18 protein-coding genes are annotated in these 25,351 nt (G+C 65.7%); 12 read left to right on the forward strand and 6 right to left on the reverse strand.

What is annotated here, in order from left to right; all coding sequences use genetic code 11:
- On the reverse strand, positions 1–2,212 hold a 2,212-nt coding region (gene pflB / locus DS837_RS30650), incomplete at its 3' end, for a formate C-acetyltransferase (RefSeq protein WP_149168207.1).
- A 371-nt stretch (positions 2,213–2,583) separates the two neighbouring features.
- Here pflB and DS837_RS30655 point away from each other — a divergent pair.
- The gene (locus tag DS837_RS30655; protein WP_149168208.1) at positions 2,584–3,420 is read left to right on the forward strand and encodes a MurR/RpiR family transcriptional regulator; all 837 of its coding nucleotides are present in this window, start codon (positions 2,584–2,586) and stop codon (positions 3,418–3,420) included.
- 91 nt (positions 3,421–3,511) lie between these two features.
- On the opposite strand, the gene DS837_RS30660 is transcribed toward DS837_RS30655, so the two are convergent.
- The 4 genes from DS837_RS30660 to DS837_RS30675 form a co-directional block, all read right to left on the reverse strand.
- Entirely contained in the window at positions 3,512–3,964 is a 453-nt protein-coding gene (locus tag DS837_RS30660) for an RES family NAD+ phosphorylase (RefSeq protein ID WP_149168209.1), read from the reverse strand.
- Positions 3,961–4,395, reverse strand: coding sequence for an antitoxin Xre/MbcA/ParS toxin-binding domain-containing protein (locus DS837_RS30665; protein ID WP_145678940.1), 435 nt, complete (start codon positions 4,393–4,395; stop codon positions 3,961–3,963). Before DS837_RS30665 ends, DS837_RS30660 begins: the two co-directional genes overlap by 4 nt.
- A gap of 174 nt (positions 4,396–4,569) precedes the next feature.
- Positions 4,570–7,722: an efflux RND transporter permease subunit gene (locus DS837_RS30670; RefSeq protein ID WP_149168210.1), complete on the reverse strand. Its 3,153-nt coding sequence runs from the start codon at positions 7,720–7,722 to the stop codon at positions 4,570–4,572.
- Positions 7,723–7,738: 16 nt separating this feature from the next.
- Complete coding sequence (locus tag DS837_RS30675) at positions 7,739–8,923, reverse strand: efflux RND transporter periplasmic adaptor subunit (protein WP_149168211.1); 1,185 nt, start codon at positions 8,921–8,923, stop codon at positions 7,739–7,741.
- Positions 8,924–9,142: 219 nt separating this feature from the next.
- Here DS837_RS30675 and DS837_RS30680 point away from each other — a divergent pair, with 219 nt between their 5' ends.
- The 5 genes from DS837_RS30680 to DS837_RS30700 all read left to right on the forward strand — a co-directional run bounded on the left by DS837_RS30680 (position 9,143) and on the right by DS837_RS30700 (position 15,715).
- Positions 9,143–9,838, forward strand: coding sequence for a TetR/AcrR family transcriptional regulator (locus tag DS837_RS30680; protein WP_149168212.1), 696 nt, complete (start codon positions 9,143–9,145; stop codon positions 9,836–9,838).
- 362 nt (positions 9,839–10,200) lie between these two features.
- On the forward strand, positions 10,201–11,001 hold the full coding sequence (locus tag DS837_RS30685; RefSeq protein ID WP_149168213.1) for a hypothetical protein: 801 nt from the start codon (positions 10,201–10,203) through the stop codon (positions 10,999–11,001).
- Positions 10,998–11,807, forward strand: a complete 810-nt coding sequence (locus DS837_RS30690) for a hypothetical protein (RefSeq protein WP_149168214.1) — start codon at positions 10,998–11,000, stop codon at positions 11,805–11,807. Before DS837_RS30685 ends, DS837_RS30690 begins: the two co-directional genes overlap by 4 nt.
- Before the next feature lie 347 nt (positions 11,808–12,154).
- Positions 12,155–12,808: a TetR/AcrR family transcriptional regulator gene (locus DS837_RS30695; protein ID WP_247890218.1), complete on the forward strand. Its 654-nt coding sequence runs from the start codon at positions 12,155–12,157 to the stop codon at positions 12,806–12,808.
- Positions 12,809–12,952: 144 nt separating this feature from the next.
- Positions 12,953–15,715: a hybrid sensor histidine kinase/response regulator gene (locus tag DS837_RS30700; protein WP_149168223.1), complete on the forward strand. Its 2,763-nt coding sequence runs from the start codon at positions 12,953–12,955 to the stop codon at positions 15,713–15,715.
- A 50-nt stretch (positions 15,716–15,765) separates the two neighbouring features.
- Here DS837_RS30700 and DS837_RS30705 read toward each other — a convergent pair whose 3' ends face one another.
- Positions 15,766–18,306, reverse strand: a complete 2,541-nt coding sequence (locus DS837_RS30705) for an HWE histidine kinase domain-containing protein (RefSeq protein ID WP_149168216.1) — start codon at positions 18,304–18,306, stop codon at positions 15,766–15,768.
- A gap of 500 nt (positions 18,307–18,806) precedes the next feature.
- Here DS837_RS30705 and pyk point away from each other — a divergent pair, with 500 nt between their 5' ends.
- The 6 genes from pyk to DS837_RS30740 all read left to right on the forward strand — a co-directional run.
- On the forward strand, positions 18,807–20,333 hold the full coding sequence (gene pyk, locus DS837_RS30715) for a pyruvate kinase (RefSeq protein WP_149168218.1): 1,527 nt from the start codon (positions 18,807–18,809) through the stop codon (positions 20,331–20,333).
- A gap of 67 nt (positions 20,334–20,400) precedes the next feature.
- A complete protein-coding gene (gene pflA, locus DS837_RS30720) occupies positions 20,401–21,180 on the forward strand; it encodes a pyruvate formate-lyase-activating protein (RefSeq protein WP_149168219.1) in 780 nt (259 codons plus the stop codon).
- Positions 21,181–21,199: 19 nt separating this feature from the next.
- Positions 21,200–22,102: a formate/nitrite transporter family protein gene (locus DS837_RS30725; RefSeq protein ID WP_149168220.1), complete on the forward strand. Its 903-nt coding sequence runs from the start codon at positions 21,200–21,202 to the stop codon at positions 22,100–22,102.
- A 148-nt stretch (positions 22,103–22,250) separates the two neighbouring features.
- On the forward strand, positions 22,251–23,198 hold the full coding sequence (locus DS837_RS30730) for a DMT family transporter (RefSeq protein WP_149168221.1): 948 nt from the start codon (positions 22,251–22,253) through the stop codon (positions 23,196–23,198).
- 73 nt (positions 23,199–23,271) lie between these two features.
- Positions 23,272–24,030, forward strand: coding sequence for a GntR family transcriptional regulator (locus tag DS837_RS30735; RefSeq protein WP_149168222.1), 759 nt, complete (start codon positions 23,272–23,274; stop codon positions 24,028–24,030).
- Between the two features lie 441 nt (positions 24,031–24,471).
- Positions 24,472–25,351: TRAP transporter substrate-binding protein (locus DS837_RS30740; protein WP_211102444.1), on the forward strand; the 880-nt coding region annotated here is incomplete at its 3' end.

Consider the following 25,351-nt stretch of genomic DNA (forward strand, 5'->3'; position numbering starts at 1 on the left):
CCGCGTAGCCCGACACCCGGATGGTCAGCTGCGGGTACAGCTCCGGATGGTCCATGGCGTGCAGCAGCGTCTCGCGGTCGAAGACGTTCACGTTGATGTGGTGGCCGCCCTGGCCGAAATAGCCGTCGAGCATGCCCACCAGATTGTCCACCCGCTCGCCCTCGGTCGGCCCCAGCGCGCCGGGCACGATGGTGAAGGTGTAGCTGATGCCGTCCTGGGCGTGGGCGTAGGGCAGCTTGGCCACCGACGCCATCGAGGCCACCGCCCCCTTGCGGTCGCGCCCATGCATCGGGTTGGCCCCCGGCGCGAAGGGCTGGCCGGCCTTGCGCCCGTCCGGCGTGTTGCCCGTCTTCTTGCCGTAGACCACGTTCGAGGTGATCGTCAGCACCGACTGCGTCGGCACCGCGTCGCGGTAGGCCTTCTGCTTGCGCAGCAGACCCATGAAGGTCTCGACCAGCCACACCGCGATCCCGTCGACCCGGTCGTCGTTGTTGCCGAAGGCCGGGTAGTCGCCCTCGATGACGAAGTCGGTGGCCAGCCCGCGCTCGTCGCGCACCACCTTGACCGTGGCGTGCTTGATCGCCGACAGGCTGTCCGCGACCACGCTGAGGCCGGCGATGCCGCAGGCCATGGTGCGCAGCACGTCGCGGTCGTGCAGGGCCATCTCCAGCCGCTCGTACATGTACTTGTCGTGCATGAAGTGGATGGCGTTGAGCGTGTTCATGTAGGCGCGGGCCAGCCATTCCATCATGGGCAGCAGGCGGGCGACCACCGTGTCGTGGTCGAGCACGTCGCCGGTGATCGGCGCGAAGGCCGGGCCGACCTGCTCGCCGGAGACCTCGTCGCGGCCGCCGTTGATGGCGTAGAGCAGCGTCTTGGCGAGGTTGGCGCGGGCGCCGAAGAACTGCATCTGCTTGCCGATGCGCATGGCCGAGACGCAGCAGGCGATGCCGTAGTCGTCGCCCCAGAAGGGCCGCATCAGGTCGTCGTTCTCGTACTGCACCGAACAGGTCTTGATCGACGTCTCCGCGCAGAATTTCTTGAAACCCTCCGGCAGGCTCTCCGACCACAGCACCGTCAGGTTCGGTTCCGGCGCCGGTCCGAGGTTGTTCAGGGTCTGGAGCATGCGGAAGCTGTTCTTCGTCACCAGCGTGCGCCCGTCGAGCGCCATGCCGCCGATGCACTCCGTCACCCAGGTCGGGTCGCCCGAGAAGAGCTGGTCGTACTCCGGCGTGCGCAGGAAGCGGACGATGCGCAGCTTGGTCACGAACTGGTCGATCAGCTCCTGCGCCTCCTCCTCGGTCAGCAAACCGTCGCGCAGATCGCGCTCGATGTAGACGTCGAGGAAGCTGGAGACACGGCCGAGCGACATGGCCGCCCCATTGGCCTCCTTCACCGCCGCCAGATAGGCGAGGTATGTCCACTGCACCGCCTCGCGGGCGTTGGCCGCCGGGCGCGACACGTCGAAGCCGTAGGAGGTCGCCATGGCGGCGAGTTCCTTCAGGGCCTTGATCTGCTCGGTGATCTCCTCGCGCAGGCGCAGCGTGTGCTCGTCGATGCGGTCGACTTCCAGGCTCTTGTACTGGGCCTTCTTGTCCTCGATCAGGAAGGTCGCGCCGTAGAGCGCCAGCCGGCGGTAGTCGCCGATGATGCGCCCGCGCCCGTAGGCGTCCGGCAGGCCGGTGATGACGCCCGACTTGCGGCAGCGCAGCATCTCGTCGGTGTAGACGTCGAAGACGCCGTCGTTGTGCGACTTGCGCAGGCCGGGGAAGACCTCCTCCAGCTTGGGCGAGGGTTTGAAGCCGTAGGCCTCCAGCCCGTTCTTGACCATCCGCCAGCCGCCGAACGGCATGATCGCGCGCTTCAGCGGCTTGTCCGTCTGCAGACCGACGACGAGTTCAAGCTCCCGGTCGATGTAGCCCGGCGCGTGGGCGGTGATCGAGCCGAAGACCTCCGTGTCGGCGTCGAGCACGCCGCCCTTGGCCGCGCGCTCCTCCTTCAGCAGGGCGGTGACCTTGTCCCACAGGGCCTTGGTCCGTCCGGTCGGGCCGGTCAGGAAGCGTGATTCCCCGGCGTAGGGGTGGACGTTGCGGACGATGAAGTCGCGGACGTTGACCTCTTGCTGCCAGACGCCCGGAACGAAGCGGCGCCAGGGGCGCTCGGCTTGCTGTTCCGGGGTCTCGACGAGTCCGTCTCTCAGCAGGGTGTCCATGATGTCTCCTCACGAAAAGGCGTCTGGGCGGCACGCGCCGCGTCGCTGATCGACCCTGGAGGCCCCCAGTGGAGGGGTCGGAAGACCGCCGTACTCCGGTCGGGGCGGGAGCGGCGGTATGGCAACGGGCTGTGAAGCCGACAGGGCCAAAACTCATTCTGTAGTTTTGCTACATAGACCGGAACGGCGAGGCGCGCAAGGCAAAAGCGGTTGATTTTCCACGTTTTTTGATGACGTTACTGTGACGGAACGCCGCATCGTCGGCGGTCCCGGTATGTGAGACAGCGCAGCCGATAGCGCCCTTCTATCAAGTCATGTAGTTTTACTATCTGTGCTACAGTGGCGGACGGACGGAACGGGGGAACAGGCCGATGCTGGCGAGGATCATGGCGGTGCGCGACGGGCTCCGTCCTTCGGAACGGAAGCTGGCGGACTGCGTGCTGGCCCAGCCGGGCGAGGTCATCACCCTGTCGATGGCCGACATGGCGGAACGCGCCGGGGTCAGCGAGCCGACCATCGCCCGCTTCTGCGGGGCGCTGGGCTGCAGCGGCTTCCGCGAGTTCAAGATCAAGCTGGCCCAGGACATCGCGGCGGGCATGCCCTTCATCGACCAGGAGGTCAGCCCGGACGACCGCGCGGCAGGCATCGCGGGGAAGGTGTTCGACCGCACTCTGGCGACGCTCATGCAGGTGCGCAACAACCTGTCGGCGGAGGCGGTGGACCGCGCCGCCGACCTGCTGGCCGGGGCGCGGCGGATCGAGTTCTACGGCTCCGGCAACTCCGGCACGGTGGCGCAGGACATCCAGCGCCGCTTCTTCCGGCTGGGCATCCCCACGGTCGCCTACAGCGACGCCCACATCTATTTCGTGTCGGCCCTGTCGCTCTCCCCCGGCGACGCGGTGGTTGCCGTATCCAGCTCGGGCGGCACCCGCGACATGCTGGAGGCCGTGCAGAACGCGTTGTCGTCCGGGGCCATGGTCGTCGCCATCACCCGCTCCGGCTCGCCGCTCGCGCAGCTCGCCACGGTCAGCCTGCTGGCCGACGTCGCAGAAGACTTCGACATCCACTCGCCCATGACGTCGCGCATCAGCCATCTGGTCCTCGGCGACATACTGTCGATTGCCGTGGCGCTGCGCAAAGGCGACGCCCTGCGGGAACGGCTGGAACGCCACAAGCAGGCGCTCAGCCGCCATCCCCGGGAACAATAAATACTAGTATATCAGTTTGAGGGCAAGGCGCTTCGGGCGGTGGCGCACAGCGTGCGCCGTTTCGCCGCGGATCGATGGTTTTCGGAACAGCCTAACGAGGACGGGAGAACAGGCGCGGGTCCCACCGCACCGGCTGCTCCGCGGAAACGGTGATGCGTGCGGCGTCGGGATGGCGCTGGTTTATGATGATGTTACGGTCGATCGCGGTGACGGCGGACGGCACCAGAAGAACCGCGGAACGCCCCTCGTCGAACCACCGGTCGCCGTAAGCGCTCGCCGCATGCCCGGGCTCGTTCCAGCCGGGCACATGGGCTGGATCGACGGATTCGACGACATCGTCCGGAATGGCAATCGAAACGAAACGGTCATTGACCGGGGCGCGGCCGATGGCGGTGTAGACCAACCGCTCCAGCATGCAGATGGCGAAGGACTCGCCGCCATAGATCACCCGGCGCCCGCGCGAATTCCAACGCCCACCGTGCAGTTCGGCACCGGTTCCATCGAACACCGGATGGTTGGCGCCGGCAATCCGGAAGGCGATCACACGGGAAGCCCATATTCGATGGCCGCGAGGATCTGTTCGACCTGCCGAGCCCCGAGGTCCGTCACCGCCGCCTCCACCGGCGTGCGACCGCCCAGCATCGGGTGCGGCGCCGCCAGAAAATCCTGGGCGTCTGCCTCCACGCCCCAAACACTCAGCGCGTGGGCGGTGATGCGGGCCAAGCGCTCCGTCCGTTCGCTTTCATCCCGGCTCAGCCGATCACGGCGCCGCTTGTAGGTGGCCTCCGGCACGATGCCGTACATGATGGAGCGGCGATGCCGGGGATCGCGGGTGACGCGCTTGACGACGGTGCCGAGCGTCGACTTGGGCAGTCCCTCGTCAACGGCATCGCTGAGATCGGCAAGCGAATGGATAGGGCGCCCGATCAGCCGCTCTCCACCCAGAACCTCGGCCACCATTTCCGCGCGGATCATGGCCCCTCCATACGGTATCATATGGCGAAAATATGAGGCCGGATGATCCTTTCGGCAAGGACAAAGCACAGCCCGCGAAACCCGGCCAACAAGCAAGGCCAGCAAGCAAGGCCAGCAAAAAGCCCGGCCCCGTTTCCGGGACCGGGCCTTCCGCTTCCAGCCGCAGCCGAACCGTCAGTCGCCGGCGGGCACCGGCTCGGCACCCTGCGGGGGATGGGCGCCGGTACGCTTGCTGCCGAACAGACGGTAGACCGCGACGAAGAAGACCGGGACGAAGAGGATCGCCAGCACGGTGGCGGAGATCATGCCGCCCATCACGCCGACGCCGATGGCGTTCTGGCTTTCCGAACCGGCGCCGCTGCTGGTCGCCAGCGGCAGCACGCCCAGCACGAAGGCCAGCGAGGTCATGATGATCGGGCGCAGGCGCTGGCGGCACGCCTCGATGGCGGCGTCCTTCAGCTCCATGCCTTCGTCGTACAATGCTTTAGCGAACTCCACGATCAGGATGGCGTTCTTCGCCGACAGGCCGATGGTCGTCAGCAGGCCCACCTGGAAGTAGACGTCGCTCGGCAGACCGCGCAGCGTGGCGGCGAGCACGGCGCCGATGACGCCCAGCGGCACCACCAGGATGACCGACACCGGCACCGACCAGCTCTCGTAGAGCGCCGCCAGGCAGAGGAAGACGATCAGCATGGACAGGGCGTAGAGCGCCGGGGCCTGCGACCCGCTCAGCCGCTCCTCGTAGGACAGGCCGGTCCATTCATAGCCGACGCCCGGCGGCAGCTTGGCCATCATCGCCTCCATCTCCTGCATCGCCTCGCCGGAGCTGACACCCGGCGCCGCGGAGCCCTGGATGTTGAGCGACGACATGCCGTTGTACCGCTCCAGCTTCGGCGAGCCGAAGGTCCATTGCGCCGTGGTGAAGGCGGAGAAGGGCACCATCTGCCCCATGGCGTTGCGCACATACCAGCGGTCGACATCGCTCGGCTGCATGCGGTAGGGGGCGTCGGCCTGGAGATAGACGCGCTTCACGCGCCCCCGGTCGATGAAGTCGTTGACGTAGGAGGAGCCCCAGGCCGCCGTCAGGGTCGTGTTGACGTCGGTCAGCGACAGGCCGAGCGCGCTGGCCTTCTCGCGGTCCACCGTCAGCTTGAACTGCGGCGTGTCCTCCAGACCGTTCGGGCGGACGCCGACCAGCTTGGCGTTCTGCGCCGCAAGGCCCAGCAGCTGGTTGCGCGCCTGCATCAGCCGGTCGTGCCCGACGCCGCCGCGGTCCACAAGCTGCAGGTCGAAGCCGGTGGCGTTGCCGAGACCCGGAACCGAGGGCGGCATGAAGGCGAAGACCACCGCGTCCTTGGCCTTCGACAGGGCGCCCATCGCACGCCCGGCGATGGCCGTCGGCTTGCGGTCGGCGGACTCGCGCTCGCTCCAGTCGCGCAGCCGGACGAAGGCCATGCCGGCGTTCTGGCCGCGGCCCGCGAAGTTGAAGCCGGCGATGGTGAACAGGCCCTCGACGCTGTCCTTCTCCTTCTCCAGGAAATAGGTCTCGACCTGCTTGGTGGTCTCCAGCGTGCGCTCGATGCTGGCGTTCGGCGGGGCCGACCACAGCACGAACATGGTCCCGCGGTCCTCCTGCGGCAGGAAGGAGGAGGGCATCTGGAGGAACAGGTAGGCCAAGCCGCCGACGATCAGCGCATAGGCGATGCCGTAGCGCCCGAGCCGCGACACCGCCCCGCGCACCCCACTCAGATAGACCCGGCTGCTGGCGTCGAAGCCGCGGTTGAACAGCCCGAAGAAGCCGCGCTTGGCCTGCCCGTGACCCTTCGCCACCGGCTTCAGGATGGTGGCGCAGAGCGCCGGGGTCAGCACCAGGGCCACCAGCACCGACAGCGCCATCGCCGACACGATGGTCAGGGAGAACTGGCGGTAGATGGCACCGGCGGAGCCGCCGAAGAAGGCCATGGGGACGAACACGGCGGACAGCACCAGCGCGATGCCGATCAGCGCGCCGGTGATCTGGCCCATTGATTTGCGGGTCGCCTCGCGCGGGGGCAGCCCGTCCTCGCTCATCACGCGCTCGACGTTCTCCACCACCACGATGGCGTCGTCGACCAGCAGGCCGATCGCCAGCACCATGCCGAACATGGTCAGCGTGTTGATCGAGAAGCCGAACAGCGACAGCACGCCGAAGGTGCCGAGAAGCACCACGGGAACCGCGATGGTCGGGATCAGCGTCGCCCGGAAGTTCTGCAGGAACAGGTACATCACGGCGAAGACGAGGATGATCGCCTCGACCAGCGTCTTGATGACCTCGTGGATCGACAGCTCGACGAAGGGCGTCGTGTCGTAGGGGTAGATGACCTCCAGCCCTTCCGGGAAGAAGGCCGACAGTTCGGCGATGCGCGCCTTCACCGCCGCGGCGGTGTCCAGCGCGTTGGCGCCGGTCGCCAGCTTGACGCCCAGGCCCGCCGCCGGCTTGCCGTTGTAGCGGGCGGTGATCTCGTAGGTTTCCTGCCCGACCTCGATGCGCGCGACGTCGCGCAGCCGCACCTGGCCGCCGTCGGGATTGACGCGCAGCAGGATGGCGCCGAACTCCTCCGGCGTCTGCATGCGCGACTGCGCCATGATGGTGGCGTTGATGCGCTGGCCGGGCACGGCCGGAGCGCCGCCGAGCTGGCCCGCCGAGACCTGCGCGTTCTCCGCCTTGATAGCGTTGGTGACGTCGATGGTGGTCAGCTGGTGGCTGTTCAGCGCGTCGGGGTCCAGCCAGATCCGCATGGCGTGCTGCGGGCCGAACACGGTGATGTCGCCCACGCCCTCGACGCGGCTGATCGTGTCCTGGAGGTTGGAGGCCACATAGTCGGCGATGTCGCCCTGGGTCAGCCGCCCGTCGCTGGACACGAAGCCGGCGACCATCAGGAAGTCGTTGCCGGCCTTCGACACCTGGAGGCCGCGCTGCTGCACCTCCTGCGGCAGGAGCGGCACGGCGAGCTGGAGCTTGTTCTGCACCTGGACCTGGGCGATGTCCGGGTTGGCCTCCGGCTCGAAGGTCAGGGTGATGGTGACGTTGCCCGACGAGTCGCTGTTCGACGACATGTAGCGGAAATGGTCGAGCCCAGTCATCTTCTGCTCGATGACCTGGGTGACCGTGTCCTCCAGCGTCTTCGCGGACGCGCCGGGGTAGCTGGCGGTGACGGACACCGTCGGCGGGGCGATCTTCGGGTATTGCTCGACGGGCAGGCCCAGGATCGCCAGACCGCCCGCCAGCATGATGACGATGGCGATGACCCAGGCGAAGACGGGCCGGTCGATGAAGTATTTCGACATGGATCGGTCCTTGGTATCAGCGCGCCTGCGGTCCGGGCAGGGCCGCGACAGCGGCCTGGGCCGGGACCGGCTTCACCTCGCCCCCCGGCTTCACCTTCTGAAGCCCCTCGACCACGATGCGCTCGCCCGCCTTCAGACCGTCGGAGACCAGCCAGGCGTTGTTGATCGCCCGCTCGGTCTTGATGGTGCGCGGGTTGACCTTGTTGTCGTCGCCGACGACCCAGACGCGCGCCGAACCGTCGGGGCCGCGCTGGACGGCCTCCTGCGGCACGGCGAGGGCGTTCTCGGCCACCCCCTGCTCGACGCGGGCGCGCACGAACAGGCCGGGCAGCAAATTCAGGTTCGGGTTCGGGAACACCGCGCGGAGCTGGACCGAGCTGGTCCCCGGATCGACCGACACGTCGGAGAACTGAAGCTCGCCGCGCTGGGGATAGGGGGCCTCCGCCGCGTGCAGGAACAGCGAGACGGGGATCTTTCCGGGCTCGGCCGGGCGGATGCGCCCGCTCTCCATGTCCTGGCGGAGCTGCATGAGCTGCGAGGCGGTCTGGGTCACGTCCACATAGATCGGGTCGAGCTGCTGGACGGTGGCGAGCGCCGTCGCCTGGTTGGCGGTGACCAGCGCGCCTTCCGTCACGGCGGACTTGCCGATGCGGCCCGAAATGGGGGCAAAGACCTTGGTGTAGTCCAGATTGATGCGCGCCAGATTGTGGGCGGCCTTGGCGGCGGCGACCTGCGCCTCGTTCTGCTTCAGCGCGGCCATGGCGTCGTCGTAGTCCTGCTTGCTGACGACGCTGTTCTTGACGAGGTCGTTGTAGCGGGCCGCCTTGTTGCGGGCGGCCTGCAGGTTGGCCTCCGCCTTCTGGATGTCGGCCTGGGCAACGGCGAGGTTGGCCTCGTAGGTGGCCGGGTCGATCTGGTAGAGCTGGTCGCCCGCCTTGACGTCGCCCCCCTCGGTGAAGAAGCGCTTCAGCACGATGCCGCTGACCTGCGGGCGGATCTCCGCCACGCGGAAGGCCGCGGTGCGGCCGGGCAGCTCGGTGGTGACGGACAGGCTCTGCGGCTGGATGGTGGCCACCGCGACCTCCGCCGGTCCAGGCGCCGGCTGGCCCCCGGCGGCGTGTTTCTTATCCTGGCAGGCACCCAGCACCACGGTCAGGGAGGCCGCCACGGCAAGAGACAGAAATGCGTTCCTGTTGAACATCCGTTCCTCGTGAAAACGCCGTGATGCGGCGATGAAATGTCCTAATGAGCCGGGGGCGTTCCACATTCCACCCGGCTTTCGGGACCGGCCTTCGGAACCGGTGGAAAAGGCCGGTGGGCGCGGACGGTGCGAAATGACCCCTTTATTCGTACTGTCTCATACAGTACACTGTACCAGACGATACATTCAGAACGACCGTTCGCGCAAGGGGGAACCGCAATGCCCGACAAGGGGGCATCCACACCGTTCCAGGGTGGCATCGCCGGATTTGGCACTGGCGGCTTCGACCCACCCGGCTGCGGCCCGCGCGGACAGGCGCGCTGCCGGGCGCTGCTCGACGCCGCGGCGACGCTGTTCGTGGAGAAGGGATTCGCGCTGACCTCGCTGTCCGACATCCTGCGGCAGGCCGGCGGGTCGCGCACCACGCTCTACGAGCATTTCGGCGACAAGGAGGGGTTGTTCCGCGCGGTGATGGAGCGTCATTGCGACCGCGTGCTGGAGGAGATGTCGGCCATGCGCACCGCCGGCCCGGTGGCGCTAGCCGAGGAACTGGAGGAGAACCTGTTCCGCGTCGGTCTGCACATCGCCGGCACGCTGACCATGCCGGAAACCACCGCCATCCTGCGCATCCTGGTGTCGGAGGGCGGGCGCATTCCCGACATCGCCCGGGCCTTCTTCCAGGTCGGTCCGGAGAAGACCATCGGCTGGCTCGCCGACTGCTTCCGCGACCTGGCGGAGGCCGGGCGCCTGCGCATCGACGATCCGGAGGGGGCCGCCCATGCCTTCATCGGCATGGTGGTCGGCGACCTGCTGACCAAGCGGCTGATCCTTCCGAATGAGCCCATCTCCATGGAGGAGTTGGAGCGCTATGTCCGCCAGTCCGTCCGGTTGTTCCTCGCGGGGGCCCAGGCCTAACCTCACTCCCAAACGCAAGAAAAATCATATCTTGTGCTCAAGTTTCGAGAGATGTAATCCGCATTATACGTTTACTTTCAGTTTAATAAAACCAACATCTATTGTCTGTATTCTTAAATACTGTCCTTCTCAAAATATTCAAGGGTAGATAAACTAATGAAGTCATGAAAATTATTGCATATACGCACGAGCGATCTCTTCAAGATATGTGCGCAGATACTAAAATGTAATTCTGTCTAACTGACATTCTCAGATTGTATGCAAAAATATCACCGTCAAATGTTCACTTGACATATCTTAAAAAGAATGTGATTTTTAAATTTAGGCTAGATTTTTAGCATTTTATAACAAAGGAGATAATTATGGAAATTAGCGACTTAGCAAAGTACTTTGAGCTCTCAGAAAATGCATTAAATTATCTTGGGAAAGCATTAGCATCAGCGGCAGCCGGGGCGCTTATAGCGCATATAATGCATATAGTAAGAAAAAGGATTCCAGCCCGATTATCGTGGGGATTAAAAGAACACAGAACATCTGTATTTGTTCTTGCGACTTCAGCAAAAGTGGATACAGGAGAATATATCAGGTATTCTTCAGGTATTGGACAAATTAGAGCCGTAGGCATCCTTGTTCCTGGATTTATTAGAGCATACAAAACAATAAATTCAAGCAATGTCTTATTGTCGGAAGAACTTCCCGAAATTTATTGTGGGAGAGACTTAATTGTTATCGGAGGGCCAAAAAACAATAAATTAACGGAAGATCTTCTAAAAAAAATGGATAAATTGCCGTATACTATGGTCGGCAACCAGATCATCAATAGAATTAGTAACACAAAAATAAAAGGTGTAATCAAAAATGGGTTTGTTACTGAGGACTATGGACTTATTATAAAGACAAGAAACCCTTACAATAGGGAAGCGCGATGCCTGATTATCATGGGTACACACACATATGGGTTGGATGCTGCTGCAACAGCATTCGTAGAAAACCTATCAAAATTATCATATCTCTTTGTTAGTGACTACGTTTGCTTGGTTAAAGCATCCGTCTCTGGTCACTATGTAGGAAAGCCTAAAATTTTAGACTTCAGAAAGATCAAAAATGGTGATGATGAAACTTTGAACCTTTTTTCCGCTGAGATGGATGAGGAAGCGTCATGAAAGTTATAGAATCCTTCCTAATGGGACGGATGGGTTATGATTATCTTTGCGAGGATTCAATATTTATCAATGATAATTATGTTGCTGTTATAGATGGAGCTACGCAGAAAAGTGGAGTGAAAATTGACGGCGTGACGCCGGGACGCTCCATCTCAGAGACAATTTTATCGTTCCTAAAGACAGCCCCCTCAAAGCTTTCTGGTGAGGATCTTATCCGCGAAGTGGGGGATTACGTTCAGAAGAGATTGCTGATTCCCAATGGAATAAACAAGACAGATGAGCATTCGCCTTCGGCTTCTATCGCAATTGTTACAATAGATACACTGAAGATTACTATTGTTGGAGATGTACAATCAATGATAAACGGGAGTAAAAGCGTAAGAATAAAGAAGTTTGATGAATTCATGGGAGAAGCCCGATCCCTTTATATAAAAATGCTAATTGCTGATGGAAGATTTGAGAATAATGGATTGGATATAGGGCGAGAAACAATAATGCCTTGGCTTGGCATGCAGCATGTTCTACGAAACAATCCAAATTTTGGAGAATGGAGCTATGGCGCCATCGACGGCCACAAAGTCGATAAAATGCATATAGAGGAGATTAGCATAAATATTGGTGATGAGATCGTGCTGTGTACTGATGGATATCCAACAATAAATGCGTCTCTTGCATTGGCAGAAAGTGAGTTGATGCATTATCTTGAGAAAGATCCATTGAGAATATATGATGTCCCAAGCACGAAAGGGCTTGAAAAAGGAAACATATCCTTTGATGACAGAGCTTATATCAGAATAATTATATAAGCAGCAATAAGCAAAGAATAAGGTCGAAAACATATTAATATTTTTACTAAAAGATGTGTAAAAAATAGCCATTTTTTATATGCATCATAAATGCACTGTATTATTTATGCTGATTTATTTTATATGAACATTTACTAAATTTCCGCAAAGTGAATATTTAACGCTTCTATGCATTTCGATGCCATGCGCAAGGCGGAACCATCATAAATGAATCCGCCGCTAGGGAACCGGACTGACAGACCCCATTGCAACAGAGCTTGGCAGCCGGCATAGCTCTTTCGACAGTGTGCGGAACTTTCGCTTGGAAGGCCGTGGAAAAACCGATGCACCGGGGAAACGCCAGGGAATTGACGGACAGGACAACGGACAAGGACGCATCCACGGTCGGCCCGCGCGGTCGGGCGCGCCGGCAGGCCCTGCTCGACGCGGCGGCGGCGCTGTTCGTCGAGAAGGGCTTCGAGAAGACCACGCTGACCGACATCATCGGCCGGGCCGGGGGGTCGCGCGCCACCCTCTACGAGCATTTCGGCGACAAGGAGGGGCTGTTCCGCGTGATGATGGAGGAGAACAGCGCCCGCATCCAGGACGGGCTGGCCGCCATCCAGGCCGACGAGCGGGCAGCGCCGGAGGACGGGCTGACCCGCTTCGCCCTGCACCTCGTCGCGGCGCTGTTCGACGACCGCACCATGGCCATCGTCCGCGTGCTGGTCTCGGAGGGCGGACGCATCCCCGACATCGCCGAAGCCTTCTTCCGCATCGGCCCGGAAACCGCCCAGCGGCGGCTGGCCGACTATCTGGCGCGGCAGACCGCCACCGGTGCCCTGACCGTCGCGGAGCCGGAGGCGGCCGCCCGCGGCTTCATCGGCATGATCACCGGCAACATCCTGCTGCGCCGCCTGATCCTGCCGGAACAATCCTTCTCCATGGAGGAGGTGGAGCGTTACGTCGGACGGGCCGTCGCCCTCTTCCTGGCGGGTGCCCGCCCCATTGCGGAGCACTGACCTTGGGTTGAGGCAAGCGCAGCCGGGCGCAGGAAAGCGTTAGGACCGAAGGACAGGCGTTGCAACATACTACGGTATGTTAGGGTTCATACGATCGCTTCCTTCATCCCATCGGCCCCCGGGCCGGGACGGTCGATCGTGTCCATGGTTCGCTGGCTTCTGCTGCTCATCTTCACTCTGGCCCCGCTGATTGGGTTCGAGGTCTATTCCCACACCCGGCTGCGGGCGGAGCGGGAGGCCGAACTCGGTCAGGAGGCGTTGCGTCTGCTCGACCTGATCCAGACCGAACAGCAGCGGATCGTCGACGACATCGAACACATCCTGGTCACGCTGGCGGAGGCGGAGATCGCCGGTCCGGCCTGCCAGGAGACGATGGAGCGGCTTCACCAGCGCCTGCCCAACTATCTGACGCTGGGCTTCGCCGACCGATCGGGGACCGTCCTGTGCGCCACCGACCGAAGGACCGTCGGGACCGGAAGCGCCGACCAGCCACAGATTCGTCAGGCCCTGACGACCGGCCTCTTCTCGGTGGGCGAATATGTCGCCACCGAGGGGCCGCGCCACCGCGTTCTGCCCTTCGCCCTGCCCTATGCACGCGGCGGCGAGAACGGCGGGCAAAGCGATGGAACCCAGCCGGCGGTCGTCACCGCCCTGCTCGACCTCGACTGGCTGCGCCAGTATCAGGCGCGCAAGCCCCTGCCGCCGAACGTGACGGTCCTTCTGGCCGACCGCGGCGGCACCGTCCTCGTCCGCGTCCCGGACCTCCAGGGAATCGTCGGCCAGCCGCTTCCCGAACGGCTCGGCCTGTTGCTCAGTGGCGCGGAGACGGCGACGGCGCTGACCGAGGGGTTGGACGGGACGCCCCGCGTCACCGCCTATTCCCCGCCGGGCGCCAACGGCAGCGGCCTCGCCATCGCCGTGGGGATCGACCGGGCCGCCGCACTGCGCACCGTCGATGTGGCCACCCTGTGGTCATGGTTCCCCTTCCTGCTCATCCTGCTGCTCACCCTGACCGGAACCGCCTGGGCCATCGGGCGCCTGACCCGCCAGCGCGAAACGGAGCGGTCGCTGCTGAAGGCGGTGCTGGAGCATCTGCGCGCCGGCGTGGTGGTGGCGGAGGCGCCCACCGGACGGGTGATCCTGCACAACAGCGCGGCGGAACGGCTGATCGGCCAGCCGCTCGGCCGGATCGAGCGCATCGAGGACTATCCCCGCCCCTTCACGAGCGGTTCGGAAAAGTCTTCGGAGTTGCCGCTGGTCCGCGCCCTGCGCGACGGCGCGGTGGTGCGGCAGGAGGAGCTGCGCCGCGACACCCCCGCCGGTCCCGTCATCTGTCTGGCCGATGCCGAGCCGGTGCGCGATCCCGATTGCCGCATCACGCTGGCCGTCGTCACCCTGACCGACATCACCGAGCGCAATGCCGGCGAGGAAGCCCTGCGGCGGAGCGAGACCCGCTTCCGCGAGCTGGTCGAGAACACCCCGGTGATGATGTGGATCAACCGGCCGGACGGGGCGCGGGAATACTACAACGCCGCCTGGCGCTCCTACACCGGGCGCAGCCCGGAACAGGGGGAGCGCTGGTCCTACATCCACCCCGCCGACTATCCCCGGCTGCTCGACTGCCGCGAGCGCGGCATCGCCGCGGGCGAGCCCTACGGCTTCGACGTGCGCATGCAGCGCCACGACGGGGCCTACCGCTGGCACGTCTGCCGGATCAACCCGATGCGCCAGAATGGTCAGGTCATCGCCTGGGTCGGCACCGCGGTGGACGTGCACGACAGCCGCATGGCCCGCGAGGCGGCGGAGCAGGCCGACCGCTCCAAGAGCCGCTTCCTGGCCGCCGCCAGCCATGATCTGCGCCAGCCCATGCAGTCCATGTTCTTCTTCGCCGAGGCGCTGCACAGCCACGTCCACTCCCCGCGCGGGCGCGATGCCCTGGCAATGCTGGAGCGCGGGATGGAGACGCTGAAGGGCCTGCTCGACAGCCTGCTCGACGTCTCGCAGCTCGACGCCGGGGTGATCGAGCCGCGGATCGAGGACTTTTCCGTCAAGCCGCTGCTCGACGACATCGGGTCCGCCTACGCCCCGGTCGCCGCCGCCAAAGGTCTGGATCTCCAGGTGGTGAACCACCACGACCTGACCGTGCGCAGCGACCGCAACCTGCTGGGGCGCATGGTTCGCAATCTGGTGGAGAACGCCATCCGCTACACCGAGCGCGGGGTGATCCGCCTGGAATGCCACCCCCTGGACGGCCACGCCGGCATCCAGGTGCGCGACACCGGAATCGGCATCTCCGGCGAGCAGATGTCCTGGATCTTCGAGGAGTTCTATCAGGTCGGCAACCCCGAGCGGGACCGCAACCAGGGGCTCGGCCTCGGCCTCGCCATCGTGCAGAAGCTGTCGGCGCTGCTCGGCCACCCGGTGGAGGTGCGCTCCGAACTCGGCAAGGGATCGGTGTTCCGCATCTCCGTGCCGCTCGGCGATGCCGCGGAAAACCCGGTTCCGGTTCTCCCGCCCCGCGAAACGGAGCGCGGGCGGCTGGCCGTCCTGATCGACGACGACGCCATCGTCCTGATGGGGCTGCGCTCGATCTTCCAGGATTGGGGCTACGACACCATCGTCGCCTCCTCCACCGAGGAGGCGCTGGAGCGGCTGCGGGCGGCGGGCCGGCGGCCCGACGTGATGGTCGCCGACTACCGCCTGCGCGAGCACAAGGTGGGCACCGAGGCCATCCTGAAGATCCGCGAACTGGCCGGGGCACCGGTTCCCGCCGTCCTGCTGACCGGCGATTCCGGCCCCGACGTGATGCAGGAGGCCGAGCGGCACGGGATCGGCCTGATGTTCAAGCCGGTCACCGCCCGCCTGCTCCAGGAGGCCCTGACCCGCCAGACCGGCACCGCCGCGTGACGTTCCGGAGCGGGCCAAGTTTCCCGACGACCGACTCTCCCGCCGACCGGCTACATCCCCCGCACCGTCTGGAGCCCGCGCCGCACCTGCTCGGAATCGTAGGGCTTGCGCAGGACCAGCACGTCGCGGAACTCCTCCGGGAAGATCGCGGACTCGCCGTAGCCGGTGGCGAACAGGAAGGGGATGCCCAGTTCGCGCAGCCGCTCCGCCACCGGGAAGGAGGTCTCGGTTCCCAGATTGACGTCGAGAAGCGCCATGGCCGGCGGGTCGTCCGTGATGGCGACCAGCGCCTGACGGACGCTCGCCACCGTCTCCACCCGCTCGGCGCCCAGCTTCAGCAGCATGTCCTCCGCGCTCATGGCGATGATCATGTTGTCTTCCAGAAGCAGCACAGCCCCGCCCAGCGGGATGTCCGCCGCCGCGCAGGGCGTCACCGCCGCTTCGATCACCGCCGGGCGTTCCGGCGCCAGGCTGACATGGATGGCCGGAATGGTGAAGCGCGCCTTCAGCCCGGCCAGGGCGTAGGTCACCGTCGCCTCGCCCTTCAACTCGTGCGGGACCGAACGCTCGATGATGGTCGTGCCGAAACCCTGGCGCGTCGGCGCCTGCACGGGCGGTCCGCCGCTTTCCTCCCAGCAGAGTTCCAGGGCGTCCTGCTCGTCCAGGCTCCAATGGACCTTCACCCGGCCGCCGCTGTCGGCGAAGGCGCCGTATTTGGCGGCGTTGGTCACCAGCTCGTGCATGATCAGAGCCATCACGGACAGGGCCGGGGGCGACAGCAGCACCTCCGGCCCGGACAGGACCACCCGCTCCGCCCGGCTACCCAGATAGGCGTCGACCTCCGCCGCGATCAGGGGACGCAGGGGGGAGGGCTTCCAGTTCTCCGCCGTCAATTGGTCGTGCGCCCGCGCCAGCGCCTGGATGCGCCCGCCGACGATCTCGGCGAATTCCTCGACGCGGGTGACGCCGGCCCGGCTCTGGGCCAGCAATGCCCGGACGAGGCTGAGGATGTTGCGGACCCGGTGGTTCAGCTCGGCGATCAGCAGCTCCTGCCGCTCGCGGGCCGTCCGGCGCTCCTCCTCCGCCTGATCAGCCAGCCGCAGCACCACCTCCATCAGCGTGATCCGCAGGGAGTCGGCGATGCGCAGGTCGGCTTCCGTCCAGGGCGCGGACTGGCCGTGCACCGTCTCCTTCCACGCCTCGAAACTCTTGCGCGGGGTGAGACGCTGCCCGTTGGAGCCGGGTTCCACGGGCTTGTCCGGGTTGCCGGCCCAGGTGACGGTGCGGACCGACTCCTTGCGGAAGAAGATGATGTAGTCGCGCGGCTTGCGCGACACCGGGATGGCCAGCATGCCGGCGGCGCGCTCGGTGAAATCCACACCGGGCTGGTGGACCTGCCCGATCTCGCTGGTGGCGAAGACGCGGCTGGCGTGCGCGCGGTTGAGCATGCGCACCAGCCCGAGCAGCTCCTCCGGCGTCGGGGTGCTGCCGTCCACAAGGGTCTGGCCGCCCAGCACGATGGCGAAGCCGTCGCTGCGGATGTAGTGGCCGACCTCGCCGCGCAGCCGCTCCAGATTCTCCATGGAGGTGGCGCCGTCCGCCATCACCGCCATGATGCGGGTGTGGAGCAGGTGCGCCTTGGCCTCGTAAGCCTCCTCCCGATCGCGTTCGACGCCTTCCAGCAGGAAGGAGAACATCTGGCCGTACAGCTCCGCCGCCGTGCGCCGCTCCAGCGACAGCCGACGCGGCACCATGTTGTGGCAGGCGAACAACCCCCACAGCTTGCCGCGGCGCAGGATCGACACCGACAGCGAGGCGGCGACGCCCATGTTGCGCAGATACTCGCAGTGGATGGGCGACACGCTGCGCAGGACGCTCATCGACAGGTCGAGCGGTTCGCCCTCCGGTCCGACCGGCGGCAGGATGGCCGCGGGCGGCGCGTCCACGTCGTTGATGCAGCGCAGCCAATTCCGCTCGTACAGCGCGCGGGCCTGCTTGGGGATGTCCGACGCCGGGTAGCGCAGCCCCAGATAGGAGGGCATGCCGCGCACCGCGGATTCCGCGATCACCTCCCCCGCGCCGTCACGGTCGAAGCGGTAGATCATCACCCGGTCGTAACCGGTCAGAGACCGCAGCTGCCGCGCCGCCTCGCGGCAGCAGGCGTCGAAGTCGGGGGTGCGCTGCAGCCGTCCGATCATGGCGCGGACCATGGAACCGACGTCCAGCTCGCTGTCCGGCTCGCTCGGCTCCGCCTCGATGATGATCGACTGGCCGGACAGATGCACCGCGATGTCCAGCGGCAGCGCGTTGGCCGACAGCTTCACCCGGAAGGCGCGCTCCACCGACCCGTTGATCAGGGAGAGCTGGAGCCGCCCGCGGAGGGCGTGCAGCGCTTCCTCCTCCATCACCTCGGTCAGGGGAAGCCCCAGCAGCGCGTCGGGTTCCACACCCAGCCACGTCCCGATGTTGGACGAGGCGTGCTTGACGATCCAATCCGTCGACAGCGCGATCAGGAATCCGCTCGGCTGGATGGACCCGACGAGATGGATCGGCTCCCGGTCGCAATTGCTCAAGTCTACGCCACCGGTCATTGCCGCACCGCTCCGGTCATTCGTCCACCATCGTCATTGTTCCGGCGTTCCTCAAATTTGACCCATGCATCCGGACAGGCCGATGATTTGCCGATCCCTTGGCTTGTTTCATGCCAACATACCGAAGCGGTTTTAAAGCACGTCGGGTCGGTAAAATAATCCAAAATCGAAGTGGGTCCACTACCATCCCTCTCGGCAAAAAGCCCTACGCTCCGTCCGACCCATTGGGCGGGGGAGCCTGCGGCATTTTGGCAAGACAAGCCCGTCGCCCGACGAAACGGGCTTGCCTTTCAATCTGATATACTAGTATTTTATTTTGTGAAGGACAGACGCGCAGCCCGGCCGGCCCAGGCCCGCCCGTGCCGCGAGCGCATCCCCGAGAACCGCACCGACCGCCGCGCGCCGCACCGTCACGCCGGCTTTGGCGCGGCGGTCTTACCGATGAACGCCCGCGCGCCGCGCCCGCCGTCCCCGCCCTCTTTTGCGGAGCCCGTTTCGAAATGACCGCCCCCACCTCCCCGATCCGCCGCTTCCGGCAGACGAAGATCGTCGCCACGCTGGGTCCATCCTCCTCCTCGCCGGAGATGATCCGCTCGCTGTTCGAGGCGGGCGTCGACGTCTTCCGCCTCAACTTCAGCCATGGTTCCCACGACGACCACGGCGCCCGCGTGCGCGCCATCCGCGCCCTGGAGCGCGAGCTGGAACGGCCCATCGCCATCATGGCCGACCTCCAGGGGCCGAAGCTGCGGCTCGGCCGCTTCGCCGCCGGTTCGGTGGAACTGACGGTGGGCCAGCCCTTCCGCCTCGACCTCTCGACCGAGCCGGGCGACGCGACCCGCGTCGGCATGCCCCATCCGGAGATCTTCGCCGCCCTGCGCCCCGGCACCGACCTGCTGCTCGACGACGGCAAGGTGCGGCTGCGCATCGTCGCGTGCAGCCCCGACCACGCCGACACCGTCGTCGTGGCCGGCACCAGGCTGTCCGACCGCAAGGGCGTGAACGTGCCCGACGTTCTGCTGCCGCTGTCGCCGCTGACCGCGAAGGACCGCGCCGACCTCGTCTTCGCGCTGGAGCAGGAGGTGGACTGGGTGGCGCTGTCCTTCGTGCAGCGTCCCGAGGACGTGGCGGAGGCGCGCAAGCTGATCGCCGGGCGCGCCGCCCTGATGTCCAAGCTGGAGAAGCCGCTGGCCATCCAGCATCTGGAACGCATCGTCGAGCTGTCGGACGGCGTGATGGTCGCCCGCGGCGACCTCGGCGTGGAAATGCCGCCGGAGGACGTGCCGAGCATCCAGAAGCGGATCATCCGCGAGGCGCGCAAGGCCGGCAAGCCGGTGATCGTCGCCACCCAGATGCTCGAATCGATGATCGGCGCCCCCGCCCCGACCCGCGCCGAGGCGTCGGACGTCGCCACCGCCGTCTTCGACGGCGCCGACGCGGTGATGCTGTCGGCGGAAACCGCGTCGGGCGCCTACCCGGTCGAGGCGGTGTCGATGATGGACCGCATCGCCCGCCGGGTCGAGCATGACGACCTCTACCGCACGATGATGGACGCCCAGCACGCCGACCCGCAGGAGACGGCGGCCGACGCCATCACCGCGGCGGCGCGGCAGGTCGCCCACACCATCCACGCGGCGGCCATCGTCACCTACACCACCAGCGGTTCGACCACCCTGCGCGCCGCCCGCGAGCGGCCGGAGGTGCCGATCCTCTGCCTGACCGCGACCGTCGCCGCCTCGCGCCGTCTGGTGCTGGCCTACGGCGTGCACAGCGTGCTGACCGAGGACATCCAGAACTTCTCCGACATGGTGCACAAGGCGACCCGCATCGCCTACGCCCATGGCTTGGCGGAGGACGGGCAGCGGCTGGTCATCACCGCGGGCGTGCCCTTCGGCATGCCGGGTTCGACCAACATCCTGCGCATCGCCTGGGTGGAACGCCCCGTCCTCCCGGCCGGCGCTTACACGCAAAACGCGCAGGAAGCCCGGTCAGATCAATTGACCCCGGTCATGGCCGACGCCGGGGCCTGACATAGGATGGCACACAGCGCCGGTGCCGCAATGAAGCGGGCACCGGCGCCCATTCACGAGGTGCCTCATGCTCAGCCCGATTACCCCCCACCCCGCGCACGCCGCCGGGACGGGCGCATCGGTCCGCGGCTGGGTCCATTCGGTGGAGACGGGCGGAACGGTCGATGGGCCGGGTTTGCGCTACGTCCTGTTCCTGGCCGGATGCCCGCTGCGCTGCCAGTACTGCCACAACCCCGACACCCGTCACATGCACGACGGGTCGCCGGCCCAGTCCTCGGATGTGCTGGCCGACATCGCCACCTACGCCGATTTCCTGCACCGCGCCCATGGCGGCCTGACCATCAGCGGCGGCGAGCCGCTGGTCCAGCCGGAATTCTGCGCGGCCATCTACCGCGGCGCCAAGCAGCTCGGCCTGCACACCGCGCTGGACACCTCGGGATTCCTCGGCAGCCACGCCGACGACCATCTGCTGGCCGACGTCGATCTGGTGCTGCTGGACATCAAGGCGTTCAAGGAAGCCACCTACCGCGCGGTGACCGGCGTGCCGCTGCGCCCGACCCTGGAATTCGCCGAGCGGCTGTCCGCGATGCGCAAGCCGATCTGGCTGCGCTACGTGCTGGTTCCCGGCCTGACCGACCATCTCGACGAGATCGAGGGCTTGGCGGAATTCGCCGCCGGCCTGGAGGTGGTCGAGCGGGTGGACGTCCTGCCCTTCCACAAGATGGGCGAGTTCAAATGGAAGCAGCTCGGCCTGCCCTACGCGCTGGCCAACACCGAACCTCCCCCGCCGGAGCTGACCGAGCGGGTGCGCGGCATCTTCCGGACGCAGGGCCTGAAGGTCGTGTGAGACGAGGAGCAACCCCATCATGGACACGCATTCCCTTCCGGAGGCCGCCCCACACGCCTCCCCCTCTACCCCGCCCGCGTCCTCTCTCGACGCGCTGATGCCCGACGCCATCGCGCTCGCGGCGGAGAATCTGGGCGTCAAGAAGGCCAACTACGACGGTGCGACGCTGTTCGCCCTGGCGGTGCTGGCCGGCGCCTTCATCGCGCTGGGCGGCCTGTTCGCCACCGTCGCCATGTCTGGGGCGGAGGGCATGCTGCCCTACGGGGTGACCCGGCTGCTCGGCGGGCTGGTCTTCTCGCTGGGGCTGATCCTGGTCATCGTGGGCGGCGCGCAGCTCTTCACCGGCGACGCGCTGATGGTCATGGCCTGGGCGAGCGGGCGGGTGAAGACCGGGCGGATGCTCCAGGTCTGGACCATGGTGTGGCTCGGCAACTTCGTCGGCGCCGCCGGCACGGCGCTGCTGGTCTTCCTGTCCGGGCAGTACGCCTTCGGCCACGGGGCGGTGGGCGCCTCGGCGCTCTACTTCGCCACGGCCAAGGCGGGGTTGCCCGCCGGACAGGCCTTCTTCCTGGGCATCCTGTGCAACGTGCTGGTCTGTCTGGCGGTGTGGTTGGCGCTCGGCGCGCGCAGCGTGACCGACAAGATCATGGCGATCGTCTTCCCGGTCAGCGCCTTCGTCGCCGCGGGCTTCGAGCACTGCGTCGCCAACATGTACTTCGTGCCGCTGGGCCTGCTGATCGAATGGGGCGCCCCGGCCTCCTTCTGGGCCGACCTGGGCCGCGCCGCGCCGGTGATCCCGGTGGGGCAGTTCCTGCTGAATCTCGCCGCGGTAACGCTGGGCAACTGGTTCGGCGGAGCGGTGCTGGTCGGCGCCGTCTACTGGTTCATCTACCGCCGCCCGAGCCGCCGCACGGCGCATTAGAGGCTGACGGTTGCCCCCTCCCTAACCCTCCCCCTCTTTGAGGTGGAGGGAACTGCCGCCGCTTCGCAGAAGGCACCCTCTCCCGCGAAGCGGGGGAGGGCCGGGGTGGGGGCAAGGTCTCACCAACGAACCACCCCGCAGGGCACCCATGGCCCAACCCATCCCCAGCCATCTCCAGGCGCGCAGCGGCATCGTCTCCATGCTGCTGGCGGTGTTCCTCTACGCGGTGCTGAACGCGCTGGCGAAACATCTCGCGGCGGACTACCCGCTGGCCGAGGTGACCTTCTTCCGCAACGCCTTCGCCCTGCTGCCCGCCACCGCCATGCTGGCCCGCGCCGGCGGCTGGCGCAGCCTGCGGACCGAGCATCTCGGCGGCCATTTCTGGCGGTCGGCGATCGGCCTGACCTCGATGGTGCTGCTGTTCCTCTCTTACCACCTGATGCCGATGGCCGACGCGGTGGCCCTGTCCTTTTCCGCCCCGCTGTTCCTGACCGCGCTGTCCGTGCCGGTGCTGGGGGAGCGGGTCGGCCCCTACCGCTGGGGGGCGGTGGCGGTGGGCTTCGCCGGGGTGCTGGTCATCGTGCAGCCGGGAAGCGGCATGCTGAACACCGGCGCGCTGGTCGGGCTGAGCGCCGCCGTCGCCTACGCCTTCGCCATGATGGCGATGCGGCAGCTGGGGCGGACGGAGGCGCCGGTCACCACCGTCTTCTACTTCACCGCCTTCTCCACGCTGCTCAGCGCCTTCGCCCTGCCCTTCGTCTGGACGATGCCGACGGCGGAGGGCTTCGCGCTGATGGCGGCGATGGGGCTGGTCGGCGGCGGCGCGCAGTATTTCGCCACCCGCGCCTACGCCCTGGCCCCGGCGGCGGTCATCAGCCCGTTCAACTACGCCGGAATCCTCTGGGCCTGCCTGTTCGGCTGGCTGGTCTGGGGCGACTGGCCGGGAACCCACGTGCTGGCCGGCGCCGCCATCGTCATCGCCAGCGGCCTGCTGATCCTGATCCGCGAGACACGCCGCCGGGCCGAGGCGGAGACGTGCGACACTTCGCCCGAGGTGTCCCACACTTTGCCACTCAGCACCGGGCGCAAACACTAATATATTAGCTTTCACACGTTCACCGGGACGCCGGCCCACGCCCGCGCGACCCGCCCGCCCGACGAGGTGGCTCATGCCATCGGACACACTCACCGCTGCCCCGCCGCGGCAGCGCCGGCTCGCCACGGTCCGGCCCGCACCGCGCTCCGCCTCTCCCATCTACCGCGACCTGCGGAACGACATCCTGGGGATGCGCCGACGACCCGGCGAACCCATCGCCGAGGCCCGCATCGCCGCGGCCTACGGCGTCAGCCGCACCCCCGTGCACGAGGCGGTGCTGCGGCTGGCCGACGAGGGGCTGATCGACGTCTTCCCACAGTCGGGAACCTACGTGTCCCTGATCCCGGTCGCCGCCCTGCCGGAAGCCGGTGTGATCCGCAAGGCGCTGGAGGAGGCCACCGTGCGGATGGCCGCCGTCCGCGCCACCGCCGGCGACATCGCGCAGCTGCGCGCGGCGCTGGAAGCGCAGCGCGACCTCTGCGCCGCCTGCGACCGCGACGGCTTCCACGAGGCTGACGAGAGCTTCCACGCCCTGCTCGCCGATGTCGCCGGATTCCCCGGCTTCTGGGCGCTGGTGGAACAGGTGAAGGTGCAGGTCGACCGCTGCCGGCGCCTGACCCTGCCCGTTCCCGGCCAGATGGCCAAAGTCATCGCCGAGCACGACGCCATCGTGGAGGCCATCGCCGCCCACGACCGGGAGGCCAGCGTCGAGGCGCTCGGCGTCCATCTCGATGGATTGCGGCTGGCCATCGACGATTTGCGCGCCGCCGCACCACTCTATTTCACCGACGCGCCCACCGCCGCGGGACGTCAAACCCCGCCCCGGCTTTGATCCCCAACCTTTAATCCCCACCCGGCTTGCGACATTTTGGCGTCACGCGTTCCACCCCCCCGTTTTGTGCTTGCTCCGATAGCTGATATATTAATATAACTAGCCCAGCGGGACGCGGTGCCGACGCAAACAACCGGCGCCCTGTTCACCGAACAACAATCGGAGAGCCACGCGGAAGAACATCGCGGGCACTTCGGAACAAAGGACAAGAACCACCCAGCTTCACCCCCGTCGGCACACGCCGATGGCGCCGGGATTTTGCGCCTTTATCCCCTTCGGGATTATTTTTTGCCCCTGTTTTCGCAGCGCTATTATTCAAGGCGCACAGCCGAACAGCCCGGGCTTATTCCGAACACAGGGACTTTTCGTTTTTCCATTTTCGGCGGGCCGACGCCCCGCCTCCGCTCCAACAGGCACTTCTCCTAAGGCAGGAGTACGGTCATGAAGAACACCTTCCGTCGCCTCGGCATGGCGCTGCTGGCCGCTTGCGCTGCCGGCGCGCTGCTCGCCGCCCCGGTGTCGGCCCGCGACTTCCGGTCGGCCGACATCCATCCCGGCGACTACCCGACCGTCGAGGCGGTCAAGTACATGGGCAAGCTGCTGAGCGAACGCAGCAACGGCAAGCTCGGCGTGAAGGTCTACCCGAACGGCGCGCTGGGCAACGAGCGCGACACGATCGAGCAGATCAAGATCGGCGGGCTCGACATGATGCGCATCAACGTGGCGCCGCTGAACAACGTCGTGCCGGAGACGATGGTCGTCGCCCTGCCCTTCATCTTCCGCGACACCGACCACATGCACGCCGTGCTGGACGGCCCGATCGGCGACGAGATCCTGGCCGCCATGGAAAGCCAAGGGCTGATCGGTCTGGCCTTTTACGACAGCGGCTCACGCTCGCTCTATTCCAAGAAGCCGGTGTCGTCGCTGGCCGACCTCAAGGGCATGAAGATCCGCGTCCAGCAGTCGGACCTGTTCGTCTCGATGATCGAGGCGCTGGGTGCCAACCCGACGCCGATGCCGATGGGCGAGGTCTACACCGGCCTCAAGACCGGCATCGTCGACGCGGCGGAGAACAACTACCCGTCCTATGAATCCTCACGCCACTTCGAGGCGGCAAAGTACTTCACCCGCACCGAGCACGCCATGGCACCGGAGGTTCTGGTCTTCTCCAAGGTCACCTGGGACCGCCTGTCGAAGGACGACCAGGCCGCCATCCGCAAGGCCGCCAAGGACTCCGTCCCTTACATGCGCAAGCTGTGGGACGAGCGTGAGTTGAAGTCCAAGGACGTCGTCGTGAAGGCCGGCGCCCAGATCGTCGAGG

The organism is Azospirillum brasilense (genome assembly GCF_008365405.1).
GTDB lineage: Bacteria > Pseudomonadota > Alphaproteobacteria > Azospirillales > Azospirillaceae > Azospirillum > Azospirillum brasilense_D.

Coding starts and splice junctions, on each gene's coding strand:
- DS837_RS30700 (WP_149168223.1), top strand. CDS start 12,953: ATGGTTCGCTGGCTTCTGCTGCTCATCTTCACTCTGGCCCCGCTGATT.
- DS837_RS30690 (WP_149168214.1), top strand. CDS start 10,998: ATGAAAGTTATAGAATCCTTCCTAATGGGACGGATGGGTTATGATTAT.
- DS837_RS30675 (WP_149168211.1), bottom strand. CDS start 8,923: ATGTTCAACAGGAACGCATTTCTGTCTCTTGCCGTGGCGGCCTCCCTG.
- DS837_RS30735 (WP_149168222.1), top strand. CDS start 23,272: ATGCCATCGGACACACTCACCGCTGCCCCGCCGCGGCAGCGCCGGCTC.
- DS837_RS30725 (WP_149168220.1), top strand. CDS start 21,200: ATGGACACGCATTCCCTTCCGGAGGCCGCCCCACACGCCTCCCCCTCT.
- DS837_RS30665 (WP_145678940.1), bottom strand. CDS start 4,395: ATGATCCGCGCGGAAATGGTGGCCGAGGTTCTGGGTGGAGAGCGGCTG.
- pflA (WP_149168219.1), top strand. CDS start 20,401: ATGCTCAGCCCGATTACCCCCCACCCCGCGCACGCCGCCGGGACGGGC.
- DS837_RS30705 (WP_149168216.1), bottom strand. CDS start 18,306: ATGACCGGTGGCGTAGACTTGAGCAATTGCGACCGGGAGCCGATCCAT.
- DS837_RS30730 (WP_149168221.1), top strand. CDS start 22,251: ATGGCCCAACCCATCCCCAGCCATCTCCAGGCGCGCAGCGGCATCGTC.
- DS837_RS30655 (WP_149168208.1), top strand. CDS start 2,584: ATGCTGGCGAGGATCATGGCGGTGCGCGACGGGCTCCGTCCTTCGGAA.
- pyk (WP_149168218.1), top strand. CDS start 18,807: ATGACCGCCCCCACCTCCCCGATCCGCCGCTTCCGGCAGACGAAGATC.
- DS837_RS30680 (WP_149168212.1), top strand. CDS start 9,143: ATGCCCGACAAGGGGGCATCCACACCGTTCCAGGGTGGCATCGCCGGA.
- DS837_RS30670 (WP_149168210.1), bottom strand. CDS start 7,722: ATGTCGAAATACTTCATCGACCGGCCCGTCTTCGCCTGGGTCATCGCC.
- DS837_RS30685 (WP_149168213.1), top strand. CDS start 10,201: ATGGAAATTAGCGACTTAGCAAAGTACTTTGAGCTCTCAGAAAATGCA.